The sequence below is a fragment of the Pseudomonas oligotrophica genome, from assembly GCF_021726475.1.
Taxonomy (GTDB): domain Bacteria; phylum Pseudomonadota; class Gammaproteobacteria; order Pseudomonadales; family Pseudomonadaceae; genus Stutzerimonas; species Stutzerimonas oligotrophica.
The window spans coordinates 604,114-623,249 of the sequence record NZ_JAKJRU010000001.1 but is presented as its reverse complement, the minus strand read 5'-3'; the positions used below and the strand labels follow the sequence as shown (position 1 = coordinate 623,249).

General features: G+C 68.0%; 14 protein-coding genes. 3 read left to right on the top strand and 11 right to left on the bottom strand.

Annotated elements, in window-relative coordinates; genetic code table 11:
- Positions 1–10 precede the first annotated feature (10 nt).
- The 3 genes from L3N39_RS02865 to L3N39_RS02855 form a co-directional block, all read right to left on the bottom strand.
- The gene (locus tag L3N39_RS02865; RefSeq protein WP_237255683.1) at positions 11–1,156 is read right to left on the bottom strand and encodes an efflux RND transporter periplasmic adaptor subunit; all 1,146 of its coding nucleotides are present in this window, start codon (positions 1,154–1,156) and stop codon (positions 11–13) included.
- A 198-nt stretch (positions 1,157–1,354) separates the two neighbouring features.
- On the bottom strand, positions 1,355–1,930 hold the full coding sequence (locus L3N39_RS02860; RefSeq protein WP_237255682.1) for a YceI family protein: 576 nt from the start codon (positions 1,928–1,930) through the stop codon (positions 1,355–1,357).
- Between the two features lie 22 nt (positions 1,931–1,952).
- Complete coding sequence (locus L3N39_RS02855; RefSeq protein ID WP_237255681.1) at positions 1,953–2,501, bottom strand: cytochrome b; 549 nt, start codon at positions 2,499–2,501, stop codon at positions 1,953–1,955.
- 169 nt (positions 2,502–2,670) lie between these two features.
- Between L3N39_RS02855 and L3N39_RS02850 the strand changes: the two genes are divergently transcribed.
- Together L3N39_RS02850 and L3N39_RS02845 are read left to right on the top strand one after the other, a co-directional pair.
- On the top strand, positions 2,671–4,077 hold the full coding sequence (locus L3N39_RS02850; protein ID WP_237255680.1) for an adenosylmethionine--8-amino-7-oxononanoate transaminase: 1,407 nt from the start codon (positions 2,671–2,673) through the stop codon (positions 4,075–4,077).
- A 55-nt stretch (positions 4,078–4,132) separates the two neighbouring features.
- Positions 4,133–4,855: a 16S rRNA (uracil(1498)-N(3))-methyltransferase gene (locus L3N39_RS02845; protein WP_237255679.1), complete on the top strand. Its 723-nt coding sequence runs from the start codon at positions 4,133–4,135 to the stop codon at positions 4,853–4,855.
- Between the two features lie 66 nt (positions 4,856–4,921).
- On the opposite strand, the gene L3N39_RS02840 is transcribed toward L3N39_RS02845, so the two are convergent.
- From L3N39_RS02840 to pilG, 8 genes are all read right to left on the bottom strand, one after another.
- Positions 4,922–5,392 (bottom strand): chemotaxis protein CheW, encoded by a 471-nt coding sequence (locus tag L3N39_RS02840; protein WP_237255678.1) that lies wholly within the window; start codon positions 5,390–5,392, stop codon positions 4,922–4,924.
- Positions 5,393–5,402: 10 nt separating this feature from the next.
- Positions 5,403–6,434 carry a chemotaxis protein CheB gene (locus tag L3N39_RS02835; protein ID WP_237255677.1) on the bottom strand — a complete coding sequence of 344 codons (1,032 nt, stop codon included), beginning with the start codon at positions 6,432–6,434 and terminating at the stop codon, positions 5,403–5,405.
- Positions 6,427–13,455 carry an Hpt domain-containing protein gene (locus L3N39_RS02830; protein WP_237255951.1) on the bottom strand — a complete coding sequence of 2,343 codons (7,029 nt, stop codon included), beginning with the start codon at positions 13,453–13,455 and terminating at the stop codon, positions 6,427–6,429. Before L3N39_RS02830 ends, L3N39_RS02835 begins: the two co-directional genes overlap by 8 nt.
- Positions 13,456–13,466: 11 nt before the next feature.
- Positions 13,467–14,333, bottom strand: a complete 867-nt coding sequence (locus tag L3N39_RS02825; RefSeq protein ID WP_237255950.1) for a protein-glutamate O-methyltransferase — start codon at positions 14,331–14,333, stop codon at positions 13,467–13,469.
- 60 nt (positions 14,334–14,393) lie between these two features.
- Positions 14,394–16,436, bottom strand: coding sequence for a methyl-accepting chemotaxis protein (locus L3N39_RS02820; protein ID WP_237255676.1), 2,043 nt, complete (start codon positions 16,434–16,436; stop codon positions 14,394–14,396).
- 87 nt (positions 16,437–16,523) lie between these two features.
- Complete coding sequence (locus tag L3N39_RS02815) at positions 16,524–17,060, bottom strand: chemotaxis protein CheW (protein ID WP_237255675.1); 537 nt, start codon at positions 17,058–17,060, stop codon at positions 16,524–16,526.
- Positions 17,061–17,095: 35 nt separating this feature from the next.
- Positions 17,096–17,461: a twitching motility response regulator PilH gene (gene pilH, locus L3N39_RS02810; protein WP_041108377.1), complete on the bottom strand. Its 366-nt coding sequence runs from the start codon at positions 17,459–17,461 to the stop codon at positions 17,096–17,098.
- 44 nt (positions 17,462–17,505) lie between these two features.
- The gene (gene pilG / locus L3N39_RS02805) at positions 17,506–17,913 is read right to left on the bottom strand and encodes a twitching motility response regulator PilG (RefSeq protein WP_003282729.1); all 408 of its coding nucleotides are present in this window, start codon (positions 17,911–17,913) and stop codon (positions 17,506–17,508) included.
- Between the two features lie 227 nt (positions 17,914–18,140).
- On the opposite strand from pilG, the gene gshB reads away from it, so the two are divergent.
- Positions 18,141–19,091 carry a glutathione synthase gene (gene gshB, locus L3N39_RS02800; protein WP_237255674.1) on the top strand — a complete coding sequence of 317 codons (951 nt, stop codon included), beginning with the start codon at positions 18,141–18,143 and terminating at the stop codon, positions 19,089–19,091.
- Positions 19,092–19,136: the final 45 nt, after the last annotated feature.

The window sequence follows — 19,136 nt, the reverse complement described above, 5'->3', positions numbered from 1 at the left end:
GGACTAATCCTCAGCCTTCTTTGGCCTGGCCGGCGGGAGCGGTCCCGCCTTGCGGATCCACGTTGCCGGCCGGCACCGCCTTGACCTCGACGCCCGGCTGGATGAACTGCAGGCCCTCGGTGATCACCCGGTCACCGGCCTGCAGGCCCTCCTCGACCAGCCAGCGATTGCCGACCGTGTGCTGGACCTTGAGGGTGCGCAGTTCCACCTTGTTCTCGGCGTTGACCAGCATGGCGGTCGGCTCGCCCTTGGCGTTGCGGGTGACGCCCTGCTGCGGCACCAGGATGGCCTCGTTCTTCAGGCCGGCCACCAGCCGCGCATGCACGAACATGCCCGGCAGCAGCAGGCGATCCGGGTTGGGGAAGGTCGCGCGCAGCGTCACCGAGCCGGTGCCGGGGTCGACCGAGACCTCGGAGAACTCCAGGGTGCCCTCGTGGCCGTACTGGCTGCCGTCCTCGAGCGTCAGGGTGACCTTGGCGGCGTTCTCGCCGGCCTTCTGCAGGCGGCCCTGCTCGAGGTCGCGGCGCAGCGCCAGCAGGTCGCGCGCCGGCTGGGTGACGTCGACGTAGATCGGGTCGAGCTGCTGGATGGTGGCCATGGCATCGCTCTGGCCGTTGCTCACCAGGGCCCCCTCGGTCACCGCGGAGCGGCCGATACGCCCGGCAATCGGCGCCAGCACCTTGGTGTAGCGCAGGTCGATGCGCGCGCGCTCCACCTCGGCCTCGGCCTGCAGGCTGGCCGCGCGGGCCTCGTCGTAGGCCTGGCGGCTGACCGCCTGGTCCTTGACCAGGTCGGCGTAGCGGTCGGCCAGCGACTTGCTCGAGGCCAGCTGCGCCTGCGCGCTCTTGAGCGTGGCCTCGTAGACCGACGCGTCGATCTGGTACAGCTGCTGCCCGGCCTTGACCTCGCTGCCCTCGGCGAACAGGCGCTTCTGGATGATGCCGTTGACCTGCGGGCGCACCTCGGCGATCCGGTAGGCATGGGTGCGGCCGGGCAGTTCGGTGGTCAGCGCGTAGGGTTCGGCCTGCAGGGTGACGACACCGACCTGCGGCGCCGGTTGCTGCTGGGCCGGGGCTGACTGCTCATCGCAGCCGGCCAGCAGGGCGGCGAGGGACAGAACGGAAACCAGAGCAGCACTGGCTGGCTTGATCGACATGGGTAACCTCATTCAGAAGCTGGCCGGCCATGGCGGCGAACGCCGCGGCGCAGGGCGAAGACCCGGAAATATACTTACATCCATGATTGTCTGTAAACCGCCGAAGCGGCTGGAATGCGCATCCCATCCACGCTCACGGCCATAAGGCCACAACGCAAAACGCCGGCACGAGGCCGGCGTTGTCCCGCGCGGCGACGCTTACTGGCGCACGCCCTCGACGGAGATGATCAGGTCCACGGTCTGCGAGGCCGGGCCGAGGTCCATGCTGATGTCGAAGTCCTTCAGGCGCAGCGTGGTGCTGCCCTCGAAGCCGGCGCGGTAGCCGCCCCAGGGGTCGTCGCCCTCGCCGATGAATTTGGCGGCGATCACCACCGGCTTGGTCACGCCGTTGAGGGTGAGGTTCCCGTGGATGTCGGCGCTGCCCTCGCCGGTCGACTTCACCGAGGTGGACTCGAAGGTGGCGGTCGGGTGCTTGGCGACATTGAGGAAGTCGTCGCTGCGCAGGTGCTTGTCGCGCTCGGCGTGGTTGGTGTCGACGCTGGCGGTCTGCAGCGACACCTGCACCTTGCTTGCCTCGGGCTGGGCCGCATCGAAGCTGAAGCTGCCGTCGAAGTCCTTGAAGGTACCGTACAGCCAGCTGTAGCCGAGGTGGCTGATCTTGAAGTTGACGAAGGCGTGCTGGCCTTCCTTGTCGATCACGTAGTCGGCGGCCAGGGCCTGGCCTGCGAAGAGTGCCGAGCCGAGTGCCAGGGCGGCGAAGGTGCGTTTCAACATGCGGATGTTCTCCTTTGGATAGTCAGTGGCGGCCCAGCATGCGCTTGAGCGTCGCGTCACGGTCGATGAAGTGGTGCTTGAGGGCGGCCAGGGCGTGCAACACGGCGAGGATCACCAGCGCCCAAGCGAGGTATTCATGCAGCAGGCCGGCGACGTCGGCCTGTCGCGGAATGGACGTCACCAGCGCCGGGACCTCGAACCAGCCGAACACCTCGACCGGCCGCCCCTTGGCGGTGGAGATCAGGTAGCCGCTGGCCATCACCGCGAACAGCCCCAGGTAGAGCAGGCCATGGCCCAGGCGGGTGAACAGGCGCACCGCGCTGCCGTGGTTTTGCAGCGGCGCCGGGCGCGGGTTGAACAGCTTCCACACCAGGCGCAGCAGCATCAGCATGAACAGCAGCACGCCGATGCCCTTGTGCAGGTCCGGCGCCTTGCGATACCAGGCGCTGTAATAGTCGAGGCCGACCATCCACAGCCCGAGGCCGAACAGCCCGAACACCGCGACGGCGATCAGCCAGTGCAGCAGGATGCTCACCAACCCGTAGTCGCGCAAAGTATTACGCCATTGCATGAACCAGCTCCCTTCTTCGATTGCACAAGCCTAACGACAAACCTATCGGCGTAGAGCGCAGTTTTTCGCTCCATATGATCGACTCGCTCGATAACCGACCCTCCTCGCGCCACGCCAGCGCGCCCCGTTCTGCTAGGCTGCCGCGTTGCCGAACGAGGAGCCGAACACCATGAGCCTGAACCAGATATGGATGCAACGTGATCTTGCCGTGCTCTGGCACCCGTGCACCCAGATGAAGGACCACGAGCAGCTGCCGCTGATCCCGATCCGGCGTGGCGATGGGGTCTGGCTCGAGGACTTCGACGGCAAGCGCTACCTCGACGCGGTCAGCTCCTGGTGGGTCAACGTGTTCGGCCACGCCAACCCGCGCATCAACGCGCGCATCCGCGAGCAGCTCGACAGCCTCGAGCACGTGATGCTCGCCGGCTTCAGCCACCAGCCGGTGATCGAGCTCTCCGAGCGGCTGGTGGCGCTGACGCCACCCGGGCTGGAGCGGGTGTTCTACACCGACAACGGTTCGACCGGCATCGAAGTAGCGCTGAAGATGAGCTACCACTACTGGCGCAACGCCGGGCAGACCGACAAGAAGCGCTTCGTCACCCTGACCAACAGCTACCACGGCGAAACGGTGGCGGCGATGTCGGTGGGCGACGTGGCGCTGTTTACCGACACCTACAAGCCGCTGCTGCTCGACACCTTCAAGGTGCCCAGCCCGGACTGCTACCTGCGTGCCGAAGGGGTGAGCTGGGAGGACCATTCGCGCGCCATGTTCGCGCACATGGAGCAGACCCTCGCCGAACACCATGCCGAGATCGCCGCGGTGATCGTCGAGCCGCTGATCCAGGGCGCCGGCGGCATGCGCATGTACCACCCGGTCTACCTCCAGCTGCTGCGCGAGGCCTGCGATCGCTACGAGGTGCACCTGATCCACGACGAGATCGCCGTCGGCTTCGGCCGCACCGGGACCATGTTCGCCTGCGAGCAGGCCGGCATCACCCCGGACTTCCTCTGCCTGTCGAAGGCGCTGACCGGCGGCTACCTGCCGATGGCCGCGGTGCTGACCACCGACCGCGTCTACCAGGCGTTCTACGACGACTACGAAACGCTGCGCGCCTTCCTCCACTCGCACACCTACACCGGCAACCCGCTGGCCTGCGCCGCGGCGCTGGCGACCCTGGACATCTTTGCCGAGGACAACGTGATCGAGGCGAACAAGGTGCTGGCCGCGCGCATGGCCAGTGCCACCGCGCACCTGGCCGGGCACCCGCATGTCGCCGAGGTGCGCCAGACCGGCATGGCGCTGGCCATCGAGATGGTGCAGAACAAGGCCAGCCGCACGCCCTACCCCTGGCAGGAGCGGCGCGGCCTGAAGGTCTACCAGCATGCTCTGGAGCGTGGCGCGCTGCTGCGGCCGCTGGGCAGCGTGGTGTACTTCCTGCCGCCGTACTGCATCACCGAGCAGCAGATCGACTTCCTCGCCGAGGTCGCCGAACAGGGCATCGAGCTGGCGACCCGCGAGCGGGTCAGCGTGGCGGTGCCCGGCGATCGCTATCCGGGCTTTCGCGACCCGGGCTGAGCACTCGCGCGAGGCGCTACAATCCACGGCCCAGCCCACACACCACTGAAAACCTATGCGACTTTCCCGCTTCCATGTCGACCTGCCCCTGTCCCTCGGCCGCCATCTGCTGCCGGACGCACAGGCCCATTACATCGCCCGCGTGCTGCGCCTGGCCGCCGGCGACGCGGTGCAGCTGTTCGACGGCAGCGGTCAGGAGTACCGCGGCCGGCTGGCCGAGGTGGGCAAGAAGCAGGTACAGGTCGAGCTCGAGGAGCAGCTGCCGGGGCTCGCCGAATCCCCCCTGCGCATCCACCTGGGCCAGGGCCTGTCGCGCGGCGAGCGGATGGACTGGGCGATCCAGAAGGCCACCGAGTTGGGCGTCAGCGAGATCACGCCGGTGCTCAGCGAACGCTGCGAGGTGCGCCTGAACGACGAGCGCGCCGACAAGCGCCTCGCCCACTGGCGGCAGATCGCGATCAGCGCCTGCGAACAATGTGGCCGCTCGGTGCTGCCGGTCATTCATGCGCCCATGGCGCTGGGCGACTGGCTGGCCGTCGAGGCGACGCTCAAGCTGGTGCTGCACCCGGTCGCCGAGCCCCTGGCCAGCCATGCGCCGCCGCGCGAACTGGCCTTCCTGATCGGCCCGGAGGGCGGACTGAGCGACGCGGAAGTCGAGCAGGCCCGTCAGCGCGGCTTCCTGCCGGCCCGCCTCGGCCCGCGGGTGCTGCGCACCGAGACCGCGCCGGTGGTGGCGCTGAGCGTCGCCCAGCACCTGTGGGGCGACCTGGCAGGCTGAGGCTGCAGGGGCCGCGTCGCGCTCAGCGCGACTGGCGCCCGCCCCGCACCGGAGTCACCCGGCTGCTCAGATCAGGCCGGCGTCGGCGAGCTTCTGCTCCAGCGCCACCAGGTCCGGAATGCGCGCCTGGGCGTCGCCAAGGTCCACTGCATCCAGCTCCAGCGGGCCCAGCGGCACCTCCGAGCGCGGCAACCCGGCATCGACCTTCAGCGAACGCGGGATGCCCTGCACCAGCAGGGCGATGAACTGCACGTGCTCGCGGCCGCCCAGCGCATTGAGCACCACCACCCGCGCGCCCGGGCCGATGCGCGGCTCGCCGCCGGTGGCCGCCTCGAAGCACAGCAGCGGCAGCGTGAGGTCGCGCCACTGCACCTGGCCAAGCAGCCAGGAAGGCAATCCGGGCGCCGTCTGCGGCGTACGGTAGGCAATCAGCTCGGCGACCAGCACGTTGGGGATCAGCAGGTGGCGGTCAGCCAGCGGCACCAACAGGCAGTTGAGGCTGGCCGGCGCCTCGGTGGATACGACCGATTGGGTCATCGATGGGTCCTCAGGACGGCATGGCAGCGCAGGCTTGCTGCGCGAAGTGGTTGACCAGGGCCTGGGCCAGCTCGCGCGGGTCGCCGCTCAGCGAACTGTACCCGCCCTCTCGCAGGGTGTCCGGCATGCTCGAGCAGGCGCAGGACTCGGCGCGCTGCGTCCAGATCTGCCCGCCCTGGCGCAGCAGGTAGGCTGCCGCGGCGCTGCCGTCGCTGCCCATGCCGCTGAACACGATGGCGCCGCAGCGCGCACCGAAGTGCTGGGCGAGATTGAGCATCATCTGGTCGATCGACGGGCTATAGGGCTCGGGCCAGCCACGCGGACTGCGCTGCAGGCACAGCTGATCGTCGAAGCCGAGTTCACGGGCGATCGGCGCGACCACCACCTCGCCGCAGCGCACCCGCTCGCCGTCGCGGCACGGGCTGACCCGCCACTGGCTGTGCCGGCCGATGACCTGACACAGCGTCGCCTCGAAGCTCGCCTCGATGTGCTGCGCATAGATGAAGCCCACCGGTAGCCCGGCGGGCAGCGCATCGAGGAAGGCCTTGACCGCCTCCGGCCCGCCGAGGGACGCGGCCAGCAGCCAGACCTCCTCGGCCGCCTCGTCGGCCAGCGGCTGCGCGTCGCGCAGGCTGGCCGGCAAAGCCAGGACACCGCTACCGCCGCTGCCGCCGCGCAAGCCCTCCAGGCGCGGGCCGATCTCGCGGCTCGGATCGCCCACCAGGCGCTTGAGCTTGCCGAACAGCCGGCGCTCCCAGCGCGGATAGTGCTCCGAATGGCGCTCCGGCGCATGGCCTTCGCCGAACAGCACCCGGCTGTCGCGTTCCAGCAGCGCATCCACCAGGGGCGAATCCTCGGTCTGCGCCAGGTCGACCAGCCAGAGGTCGGCCTCCGCGCCCTCCAGGTCGGCCAGTTCCATGCGCGCCGGGTCGCTGTTGAGCACCACCCGGTAGCCGTTGGCACCCAGCGCCTGCTGCAACACGTGGCGCTGTAGCGAGGTGTCGGCGAGCACGGCGATGCGTGCCGGGCTGGTGTCAGCCATTGCGCTGCACCAGCTGCTCGATGCTCTCCAGCAGCAGCGATTCCTGGTAGGGCTTGCCGAGGTACTGGTTGACCCCGATGGCCAGGGCACGGTCGCGGTGCTTCTCGCCGGTGCGCGAGGTGATCATGATGATCGGCAGGTCCTTGAGCCGTTCGTCGTGGCGCACCAGCGAGGCCACCTCGAAGCCATCCATGCGCGGCATCTCGATGTCCAGCAGCATGATGTCCGGCTTGCGCTCCTGCAGCTGGCTGATGGCGTCCACCCCGTCCTTGGCGGTCATCACGTTCATGCCGTTGCGCTCGAGCAGGCGACTGGTGACCTTGCGCACCGTCACCGAGTCGTCCACCACCATCACCAGCGTCGGCCGGCCGTGCTCGGGCTCGGCCACTTCGGCCACCTGCGGCAGCAGGCGCGGCCGCTGCTGCAACTGCAGCTGGGCGTGCAGGGTGCGGATGGTCGCCAGCAGGTCGAGAATGACCACCACGCGGCCGTCACCGAGGATGGTCGCGCCGGAAATCCCCGGCACGCCGGCGAACTGCGGGCCCAACCCCTTCACCACGATTTCCCGCGAGCCGGCCAGGCTGTCGACCTGCACTGCCACGCTGTGCTCCTTCGAGCGCACCAGGATGACCGGCAGCGGCAGGCTCTGGCCCACCAGCTTGGGCCGCTGGCCGTTGCTCAGCAGATCACCCAGGTAGCGCAACTCGTAGGCCTGCCCGGCATATTCGAAGCGCGGCGCACCGGGCTGGTAGTAGGCTTCGAGCTCGTAGGGCGAGACCCGCACGATGCCCTCGATGGTATTCAGCGGGATCGCATAGAGGTCTTCCCCGGAATAGACCATCAGCGCGCGGTTCACCGATACGGTGAACGGCAGGCGGATCAGGAAGCGCGTGCCCTGCCCGGCTGCCGACTCGATGCTCATCGAACCGCCAAGCTGCTTGACCTCCGAATGCACCACGTCCATGCCCACGCCACGGCCGGAAATCTGCGTGACCTGCGCCGCGGTGGAGAAGCCGGCCTCGAGGATGAACTGCAGGATCTCGTGCTCGGTGAGGTCGCTGTCGGCGCTCATCAGGCCGCGCTCGATGGCCTTGCGGCGCACCGCGGCGAGGTTGATGCCGGCACCGTCGTCGCTCAGGGTCAGCAGGATGTCGCCGCCCTCGCGGCCAAGATCCAGGCGGATCGTGCCCTGCTCCGGCTTGCCGGCGGCACGCCGCGCGGCGATCGGCTCGATGCCGTGGTCGACCGCGTTGCGCAGCATGTGCTCCAGCGGCGCGACGATGCGTTCGAGCACGCTGCGGTCCATCTCTCCGGTGGCGTTGCCGACCACGAACTCGACCTGCTTGCCGAGCTCGGCGGCAACCTGGCGGACGATGCGCCGCAGGCGCGGCACCAGGCGCTCGAAGGGCACCATGCGCGTGCGCATCAGGCCTTCCTGCAGCTCGGTGTTGACCCGCGCCTGCTGCAACAGCAGGGTCTCGGCATCGCGGTTGCGCGCGGCGAGGGTTTCCTTCAGGTCCAGCAAGTCGGACGCCGACTCGAACAGCGAGCGCGACAGCTGCTGCAGCTGCGAGTGGCGGTCCATCTCCAGCGGGTCGAAGTCGTCGTAGCCGGCGCGCTCGGCCTCGGCCTGGTAGCGACTGAGGATCTGCGCCTGGGTCTCGGTGTCGAGGCGGCGCAACTGGTCGCGGACCCGCTCGATGGTCGCCTCCATCTCGCCGAGGGTGAAGCTGACGTCGCTGACCTGCTGCTCGACGCGCCCCCGGAAGATCGAGGTCTCGCCCGCCAGGTTGACCAGGCCTTCGAGCAGCTCGGCCGGCACCTTGATCATTTCCTGCGGCGCGCGCCGCGCAGCCGCTTCCTGGGCCGCCAGCTGCGCCCGGCGGATGAACGGCAGGATCTTGGCCGGGGCCTGGCTGGCCGGCTCCGCCAGGTTGGCCGCGGCGACGATCGGCTGTGGCAGCTGCGCCACCGGTGCCGGCTCGCCGAGCGCAGGCTGCTCCGGTTCGGCGTCCGCGGCCAGCAGCGAGCGGATCCGCTCGACGCCCTGCTGCAGCGCCTCGTAGCCTTGCTGGACGGTCAGGTAGAGGGTATCGGCCCAGGGCGCACCCTGCTGCTGCGCTTCGATCAGGCGCAGCTCCAGTGCATGCGCCAGGTTGCCGAGCTCGGCCTGCCCGGCCAGGCGCGCACCGCCCTTGAGCGTATGCAGCACGCGCAGCATCTCGCTGATCTGGCGTTCGTCGCCACCGGCCGCATCCCAGCGCCCGAGCGCCGCTTCCATCTGCTCGAGCAGCTCGTCGGCTTCCTCGACGAAGATGTCGAGGATCTCGGCTTCGGCCGCCGGGTCGGGCTCGGCCACCGCCCGCAAAGTCACCGCACCGGGCTCGCTCAGGCGCTCGTCCGGGTTGCGCCGAAAGCGGCCAATCGCCTCGATCTGCGCCTTGCCGTCGGGAACCGGCGCGCCACTGCGCACCGCGTCGAGCATGCCGGCAAGGGCGTCCTGGGCGCCGAGCAGCAGTTCGAACAGGCTCGGGCTGGCTCGATAGCTACCCGCGCACAGGCCTTCGTAGAGATACTCCAGCTCATGCGCCAGGTCGCCGACCTCACGGATGTCGGCCATCCGCGCGCCACCCTTGAGGGTGTGCAGGTCGCGCTGCAGCGCCTCGAGCTCGAGGCTGTTGTCGAGATCGGCCATCCAGCGCTGCAGGCCTGCCGCGGCGCTTTCGATCAGGTCCAGGCCTTCGTCGAGGAAGATCTCGACCAGCTCCGGGTCGCGCTCGGGGGCAGCGGTGTCGACGGTGGGCACGCCTGGCACGACGTCGTCCGCCTCGCTGGCAACGGCCGCCGTCTCGGCAGGCAGATCGTCGTCCTCGGCCGGCTCCGGCGCGGCCAGCGATGCACTCGCCGGTTCGCCGCCATCCTCGACCACGGCCACTGGCTCGACGGCATCGGTCGCATCCAACGCGACCGGCGTGCCCTGGCGGTAGGCGCGGATCGCCTCGACCAGCTGGGTTGCCGCCGTCATCGGCTGCTGCGCCTGGAGTTGGTCGAGCTGCTGGGCAAGCTGGTCGTGACTGCGGTGCAGCAGGCCGGCGAGTGCCGGGCAATGCAGGTAGCGCCCGTCGGTCAGGCCCTCGTAGAGCGACTCGAGCTCATGGGCCAGATCGCCGATCGGGCGGATGCCGGCCATGCGCGCACCGCCCTTGAGGGTGTGCAGGTCGCGCAGCAGCGAGGACAGGGTGAGCTGGTCGGACGGCTGGGCAAGCCAGCGCTCGAGGGCGTCGGCGGCGCTTTCCAGCAGGTCGACCGCCTCGTCGAGGAAGATCTCGACCATGTCCTCGTCGAGATCTTCCAACACCACGGCCGCCTCGACCGCGGCCGGCGCTACCGCCGGCATCGATTCGCCGGGTGCGCCTGGCGCGACTGGCTCGGTGACAGGATCGGCCGCCGGCTGCTCGGCTGGCCGCGCCTCGGCCTGCAGCGCCTGCAGGCGGGCCACCAGTTCCGGCTGTGCCGTCACCTGCAGGGCCGCGGCGACCTGGTCCATCATGCCGACCAGGGCTTCGTGGGCCTGCTCGATGCCGTCGAAGAAGCGCTCGCTGACTGCCAGCCGCCCCTCCTGGACCAGGCCGTAGAGTGCCAGCAGGGCCTGGCAGAGGTCGTCGATCTGCGCCAGGTCGGCCATCTTCGCGCCGCGGCCGAGGGCCGTCAGCTCGTCGAGCAGCGCACTCAGCTCCTGGCGCTCGGCCGGGTGCTCGCGCCAGCTGCGCAGCAGCGCCTCGGCGTCGAGCAGGATGTCCATGCCTTCGGCCAGGAAGCGGGCGATCACGCTGGGGTCGCGCGCCTCGCCCTTGTCGTTCTCCGTGCGCACGGCAGCTTCCGCCAGGCGGCGCTGATGCAACTCCTGCACGCGCCCCAGGAAGTCCGCGGCATCCGGGATCGGCGCCAGGGGGCGCTCGCCCAGCTGTGCCAGGCCCTGGCGCAGCAGGTGCTCGGCCTCGTGCAGCAGCTCGGCCTCGGCCAGGTCGATCTGCAGCAGGTTGTTCTTGTACTCCTTGACCATGCGTTCGAGCGGCATGGCGATTTCCGCCACCGGCAACACGCCAGCCATGTGCGCGCTGCCCTTGAGCGTGTGCAGGGCGCGCTGCAGCGCGTCGGTCACCGGTTGCGGCAGACGCTGGGCGCAGTCGGCAAGGAAACCGACCAGGGTGGTCAGGTGGGTCTCGGCCTCGTTGCGAAAGATCTCCAGCAGCTGCGGGTCGAGCTCGTCCTCGGCCGCCACGCTCTCGCTCGGCGTCGCCGCGGTCGGAGCCGTCGGCGCGGGTAGCTGGCCCTTGGCCAGGGCATGCGCCGCGGCGGCCAGCCGGTCGACGTCGTCACGCTGGCGCTGGGCCTTGGCGGCGAACTCCTCGACCAGCTCGGGCATCAGCGCGACGACATCGGTTACCACGCGACGCACCGGTTCCTGGGCCTCGATGCTGCCATCGAGTACCCGATTGAGCAGGTTCTCGATGGACCAGGACAGCTCGCCGATAACCAGCGCGCGGACCATCCGCCCGCTGCCCTTGAGCGTGTGGAAAGCGCGTCGGATCTCGACCAGCGCCTCGCCCTCATCGCCGGCCAGCCACTGCGGCAGGAAGCTGCCGATGGTCTCCAGCACCTCGGCCGCTTCCTCGATGAAGACCTCGAGCAGCTCGTCGTCGACCGGCTCCTCGTCCGCCGGCGGCGGCAACAGGCTGGGTGGTGCCTCCTGTGCCGGCGGGTTGATGCTGGCGACCGGCGCGGCCATCACCTCCGCGAGCGTCAGCGCTGTGGCCGCGACCGGCTCGGCGGCGGGGGGTTCGGCACGCGCGGCGGGCAATTCGACCTCGGGCAACTGCAGGTCGATCAGCTCGGCATCGTCCCATTCGCTCGCCAGCGCATTCCCCGATGGCTCGTCGGGCAGCTCCCACTCGCCGAACGGCTCGAGTTCCGGCGCGGGCTCGTCCTGCGCCGCCAGGCCTGCGTCGAGCATCGCGGGAGGCTGCTCCGACGGCGACAGCTCGTCGCCCTCGTCCAGCCAGAATTCCGACGCTTGCGGAGCCGAGAACAGCTCGGTTTCGCCGATCGGCTCCTCGCCCGGTTGCGGTGCATGGTGTCCACCAACACCCGCCATAGCGGCAGGCGTGGGTGCCCCGCCGTCGAACCAGTCGGCAAATTCGTCGACGCGGTTCGCTGGCAGCGTTTCGTCCACCGGTTCGGACGGCACGACCGCCGGCGTCTGCTCGTCGGGCAGCACCTCGATTTCCTCGACGTCCGGCATGGCCGGCGCAGCAGCCTGCGCATGCGCCGGCTGCCCGCCCTCGACCGGATAGCCCAGGCTCTGCAGGCTTTCGGCCGCCACATCGAGAATCATGTCGCCCTGGCTGCCGCAATCGTCGGCGAGCCGCTCGAGGTAGTACTCGACACTGGTGATGGCATCGGCCAGGCCATCCAGGCTCTGCCAGTCGGGGATTGCGCGGCGCGCCAGCAACTGCTCGTTGATGTAGTGGTTGCACGCCTGCAGCAGCGACGCCGCGCGCGGCAGCGGGATCATCGCCAGGCCGCCACGCGCCTGGGTCAGCAGCTCGGGCACGCGGGCCAGGTGCTCGTGGTTCCACTGCGAGGCGATGAACTCGATGATGGCATCCTTGGCCTGCTCCAGCGCAGTGCGTGCCTCCTTGATGACCAACTGGTGGATGCGCGCCACGTCGGTGGTCGGCAGGTGGCCCTCTTCGCCACGCTCCTCGGTACTGCCGACCATTCCGGCCAGGGTGGCCTCGACGTAGAGCAGCGCACCGGCGATGTCCATCAGCGTGGCGTCGTCCACCTCGCGCGCGCCATCTGCAAGGCTTTGGATGAGCGCGATCTGGTCGAGGATGATCCGCCGCGGCTGGGCGAAGCCAAGCACCGCCAAGGTATCGGCGATCTGCTTGAGCGGCGCCTGCAGGCCACCCAGTTCGGCGATGGCCTTGCGCTCGCCGCGCACGAACAGGTCGAGGCTGTCCTTGACCCTGACCAGCTCCTCGCACAGCGCGGTGACCACCGAGCGCATCGCCCCACGGTCCGGGCCGGCCAGCTGGGCGCGTTCCTGGTCGACGATGGCGGTGTCCGGCAACGCCTCGTCGAGGCGATAGCGTGCCTTGATCTCGCGCACGCGCGGCGACTGCTCCGGCGCCTTGGCAATGTAGAACAGCAGGTTCTTGATCAGCTCGTCGGCCGCCGGCTGGTTGAAGCCCTCGGCACCCTGCTCGACCAGGCGCTTGAACTCACGGTCGACCTGGCGCAGCAGCGTGCGGATGGAGGCGCTGTTGGCGATGCCTCCCCCGGCCAGGGACTCGATGAAGCCGGCGGAAATCTGCCAGAGCGGCGCCAGCGGGGCATCCTGGCAGAGCTGCTCGAGGCGCACGAACACCCGCGCCATGTAGCCGAGGTTGGCCGTCATGTCCTGGTTGCGGATGATCCCGACCAGTGCCGCCTGCTGCATCTGGCGCAGCTTGCGCAGCAGCACCGGCAGCTCCTCGGTACGCAGCCGCTCGACCGACTCGCTCGACAGCGCCGGCAGGCGGCTCGACAGATCGGGGGCGAACAGGCTGGTCTCCGACAGCAGCTTCTCGCCGCGCGCCGCGCGCAGGTCATTGAGCAGCGGCAGCACGACCATCGGCAGGTCGCGGCGCGCGCTCTGGATGCGGTCGAGATAGGCCGGCAGCTGCAGGATCGCCTGCATCAGCACTTCGAGTGATTCGACCCGGTTGGCCACGCGCTCCTCGAGCAGCGCCCTGGCCAGCTGCTCCATCTCCTCGGCCAGCAGGGCGGCGCCGAAGAACTCGACCATCTGCAGCGTGCCGTGCACCTGGTGCACGTAGGTCAGGCAGAAGCGCATCTGGGTCGGGTCCGCGGGAGACTCGACATAGGCCTCAAGCGCCTGGCGCGCCTGCTTCAGCGTCTCGGCGATCTCGCCTTTCACCCACTCCAGGGCGACATAATCGTGCCGATCACCCATAGCGACTCCGCTCATTGTTTTGTCCGGATAAAGGCCAGAACCCGATCATCGGCCAGCGGCTGCAGGTCCGGATGCTGCCAGCCGACCATTTCCCCGACGCCGACCAGCAACAGGCCCCCTGGCGCAAGGCGCTCGGCGAGACGGTTGAGGATCTCGCGCCTGCGCCAGCGGCGGAAATAGATCAACAGGTTCTGACAGAAAATGACATCCATGCCCGACAGCGGCGCACTGGCCAGGTCCAGGACATTGAGTTTTGCAAAGCAGACACGCGCCGCCAGCGCCGCACCGACACGGAAGCGGCCCTCGGCGCCGGGCTCGAAATAGCGCGCCCGGCGCTCGGGCGAGACATCCTCCAGACGCCGGGCGGCATAGCTCGCCTCGCGGCATTTGCTCAGTGCGCTCAGGCTGATGTCCGTGCCGGTCACGCCGAAGCTGCCGCCCGCCGCGGCCGTGCGCAGCACTTCGGCCGCGCTCATGGCCATGGAGTAGGTTTCCTCGCCGCTGGAACAGCCGACGCTCCAGAGCGACCAGGGCCGCTGCCCACCCTCGCGCTCGAGGCGGGCGGCCAGGTAGTCCTCGAGCACGGCGAAGGAAGGCGGGTGGCGGAAGAAGCGCGTCTCCTGCACCGTCAGCCGGTCCATCAGCGTCGACCATTCCACCGCCCCGCGCGGGCCCTCGGTGACCTGGCGGTAATAGGTGGCGTAGTCGCCGACGCCCACTTCACGCATGCGGGCGCGCAGGTTCGTCTGCAGAAAGGTGCGCCGGCCTTCGCTGACCACCATCCCCGAACGCTCTTCGAGGAGCCTCTGCCAGTCTCGAAACTCGGCGGCCGACATGTCGATCAGGGGTTCGAGCGACCAGTCAAACTGCGGCTGCATGTCCTGCCCCTTGTCCAAGACCGGCGGCGACCGGCGTCTGCGATCGCCGCCTGCTCAGGATTACCCTTGCGATTCCGGCAGCGTGAAGCCGGAAACCGACTGCCGCATCTCGTTGGCCATCTTCGCCAGATTGCCGATGCTCTTCGCCGTAGCGGTGGTACCGGCAGAGGTCTGCGAGGTGATCTCCTGGATCACGTTCATGGTGTTGGAAATGTGGCCGGCGGACGAGGCCTGCTGACGAGCGGCGTTGGAAATGTTCTGGATCAGCGCGGCGAGGGTCTTGGATACCTTCTCGATCTCCTCCAGCGCCACCCCGGCGTCCTGTGCCAGGCGCGCCCCGCGCACCACCTCGGCGGTGGTCTGCTCCATGGAGATCACCGCTTCGTTGGTATCGGTCTGAATGGTCTTTACCAGGGCCTCGATCTGCTTGGTTGCCGCCGAGGAACGTTCCGCCAGGCGCTGGACTTCATCGGCAACCACCGCGAAGCCACGGCCGGCGTCACCGGCCATCGACGCCTGGATCGCCGCGTTCAGGGCGAGGATGTTGGTCTGGTCGGCAATGTCGTTGATCAGGCTGACGATGTCACCGATCTCCTGGGACGATTCGCCGAGGCGCTTGATCCGCTTGGAAGTGTCCTGGATCTGCTCGCGGATGTTGTCCATGCCGGTGATGGTGTTGTGCACCACCTCGTTGCCCTTGTTGGCGATGGCTACGGAACGTTCCGCTACCGCGGAGGATTCCGCGGCGTTGGCCGACACCTGGTCGATGGACACCGCCATCTCGTTCACCGCCGCGGAGGCGCCGGCGATTTCCTGGGCCTGGTGCTCGGACGCCTCGGCCAGGTGCATCGCCGTGGCCTGGGTTTCCTGGGCCGCGCCCGAGACCTGCACCGCGGTCTGGTTGATGGTGGCCACCAGTTCGCGCAGCTGGTCGATGGAGTAGTTGATCGAGTCGGCGATGGCGCCGGTGAAGTCCTCGGTCACGGTGGCGGCCACGGTCAGGTCACCGTCGGCGAGGTCGCCGATCTCGTCGAGCAGACGCAGAATGGCCGCCTGGTTGCGTTCGTTCTTCTCGGCGGTCTCGCTGAGGCGACGACGCGCCTCCTGCACCATCACCAGGCCGATGAGGATGATCGCCGCCAGCGCCAGGGCGCCGAGCAGGTAGCCGAGCAGGGTGTTGAGGTAGCGCGCGTCGGCGCGCCCCTGCAGGCCGATGGACAGCGCGGAGGTCTTGTCCAGCAGGGTCTGCGAGACCTCGAAGATGCTGTTGGCCGATTCGCGCACCTGGAACAGCTCGGGCGAGGTCTCGAGGATCTCGTCCACCGAGCCGGAAACGAACTGGAACAGTTCGGCGATCTCGCCGAGGCGGTCCAGCGCTTCTGCGTCCGACACCTTGGTGATGCCCATCGCCACGTTGCCTTCGAGCATGGCGTTGAGTACGCGGCCGAACAGGCTGGCGTCGCGACCGAACATGTCGGCGGCCTGCACCGAGTCCTCGTCACCGGAGAGCACCTTGTTCACCGAACCGAGGATACGCTCGGCCAGCAGCGACTGGCGCTGGGCGACCGAAACCTGGGCCGCCGGCGCGCCGCTTTCCAGCAGGATGTCGACCACTTCCTCGTACTCGACCTGCAGCTGCGGGATTGTCTCGGCCAGGGTGGTGGCGACCTGGTGCAGCGATAGTACGGTCTGCTCGCTGGCCAGGATGGCGTCGGTGTCGCGGCGCAGGGTGTTCCAGTCCTGCTGGACCGCCTCGACTTCCGCCGCCAGCGAGTCAGGCACCGGCGGCAGGCTGATCGACTCGTCGCCCTGGGCCAGGTAGCCCCAGCGGCGGTCGAACTCGTTGCGCGCTTGCTTGAGCGATGCGAAGGCACCCTGGGTGCCGGCAGCCGCTTCCACCGCATCCTTGGCGATGCGCTGCGACAGAACGCGCAATTCTCCGGCGTGGGCGATGTATTCGTTGTCGTGATCGGCCTGCGTGTTGACGTACGCGAAGTTCGCGAACAGCAAGACGATGGCCACGATCAGAGCGATAAAGAGACCGGTGATGAGCGTGTTGCTCCGCACACCGCTCAACAAAGCATTGGCATTGATCTTTCTCATTATCGGGCCCCCGCCTGGTCCCCCTTTCGCTTCCATCAGAACCAAAAGGCCGGCCAATGGCCGACCTCGCCTAAACGCATTTCTGTATCAGTACGACACGTCCATGAAGGACGGATGACCCACCAGCGCATGCGGACTGAACACCAGCCAGGGCTGCTCACGCTGGAAAACGCCATGCAGGAACGGCTGTATCGTCCCCTCCACCGGCGGCAAGTGCTCGGAATAGGTCTCGACCGGGAAATGCTGCATGCCGAACACCTCGTCGACGGTCAGCCCGGCGAAGACATCCTGGTGATCGACCACCAGCACCCGGCGCTGCTTGCGCAGGGGCGCCAGCTCGTAGCCGAGGTAGCCGCACAGGTCCATCACCGGCAGCAACCGCCCCCGCACGTTGGACACTCCCTTGACCCAGGGCTTGACGCCGGGCAGGGCCGTGAAGCGTGGCTCGTGGAGAATCTCGCTGACCTCGCCCATCGGCGCGACGAACAGGCGCCCACCCATCCGGAACCCGATTCCTCCCCAGGTCTGCACCGTTTCCTGCTGCGAGGGCAGGCCGGCGGCAGACGCGCGTGCCCGCGCATCGAGTTCCAGCAGTCGCTGAAAGGGTGTCTGTTGTTCCGACATACCGGCCATTCCCTTGTCCGAGCAGGCGAGCTGATTCAGCCGGCCAGCACCGCGTTCAGGGTCTTGAGCAGGGTTGCCTCGTCCACCGGCTTGGTCAGGTAATCCTTGGCACCCTGGCGCTTGCCCCAGACCTTATCGGTTTCCTGATCCTTGGTGGTGACGATGATCACAGGAATGTGACTGGTTTCCGCATCCTTGGTGAGTTGGCGGGTCGCCTGGAAACCGTTGAGACCTGGCATCACGATGTCCATCAACACGGCATCGGGCTTTTCCTGGCGGGCCAGTGCCACGCCGTCGGCACCGTTCTCGGCCTTGAGCACGACGTGACCATGCTTCTCCAGCATGGCGGCCAGCTTGTACATTTCGGTCGGCGAGTCATCAACAATAAGAACGCGGGCCATGTTATCTCCGTTGGAAAGGCTTCAGCGGCAGTCTATGCCGAACTTCAGGATGCCTGCTCGACCGGCGCGAAATCCGGCACGTGCGCCTTGATGGCACCGAGCAGCTCTTCTTTGCTGAAAGGCTTGGTCAGATACTGATCAGACCCGACGATCCGCCCCTTGGCCTTGTCGAACAGCCCGTCCTTGGACGACAGCATGATCACCGGCGTCGATTTGAAGGAACTGTTGTTCTTGATGAGTGCACAGGTCTGATAACCGTCCAGCCTGGGCATCATAATGTCTACGAAGATGATACGGGGATGGGTGTCGGCGATCTTCGCCAGCGCGTCGAATCCGTCCACCGCGGTGATGACGTCGCACCCTACCTTCTTCAGCAGGGTTTCGGCGGTCCGACGAATCGTTTTCGAGTCGTCGATCACCATGACCTTCAAGCCCTCGGAGTGCTGTTCCATTTCGCCCTACCATCGCCTCGGTGAATCGTCTCGGTTCATTCGTTTGCCGCGCAGGCGTTGCCATTCGGGGCATCTGCGCAGGCGCGAGCCTTTTTAGCACAGTCGATTGACGGCGTGCCATCGACGCGGCGAGCGGCTGTTTTTTCCTTGACCCAGTGCTCAACCGGAGCCAATCTGCCGCGGTCCAAACCCGGGCAGCACCGCTGCCGAACGCCGGAGAACCGCACATGAGCATTCGCGTCGGAATCATCATGGATCCCATCGCGCAGATCTCCTACAAGAAGGACAGCTCGCTGGCCATGCTGCTTGCCGCGCAGCGCCGCGGCTGGTCGCTGCACTACATGGAGCAGCGCGACCTTTATCAGCTGCAGGACCAGCCGCGCGCCCGGATGCGCCCACTGCAGGTATTCGAGGACCCGCAGCGCTGGTTCGACCTGGGCGACGAGGTGGACACCGGGCTGGCCGAGCTGGACGTGATCCTGATGCGCAAGGACCCGCCGTTCAACAGCGAGTACGTCTACGCCACCTACCTGCTGGAGCTGGCCGAGAAAGCCGGCACCCTGGTGGTCAACCGCCCGCAGAGCCTGCGCGACTGCAACGAGAAGTTCTTTGCCACCCAGTTCCCGCAGTGCACGCCGCCGACCCTGGTCAGCCGCCGCGCCGACGTCATCCGCGCATTCGCCACCGAGCACGGCGACATCATCCTCAAGCCCCTCGACGAGATGGGCGGCGCCTCGATATTCCGCCACCGCGAAGGCGACCCCAACCTGTCCGTCATCCTCGAGGTGCTCACCGAGCACGGCAGTCGCCAGATCATGGCGCAGCGCTACATTCCGGAGATCAAGGATGGCGACAAGCGCATCCTGATGATCGATGGCGAGCCGGTTCCCTACTGCCTGGCGCGCATCCCGGCGGCCGGGGAGACCCGCGGCAACCTCGCCGCCGGCGGTCGTGGCGTGGCCCAGCCGCTTTCCGAGCGCGACCGCGAGATCGCGGCGATCGTCGGACCGAGCCTGCGCGAACGCGGGCTGCTGTTCGTCGGCCTGGACGTGATCGGCAACTACCTGACCGAGATCAACATCACCAGCCCGACCTGCATCCGCGAGATCGACAGCGCCTTCGATACGCGCATCGGCGACCGCCTGATGGAGGCCATCGCCGCCCGGCTGCAAGCTTGAACCAGCTAACAGCTTTGAGCGGCAAGGTTGCGGCCTGAAGGGCAA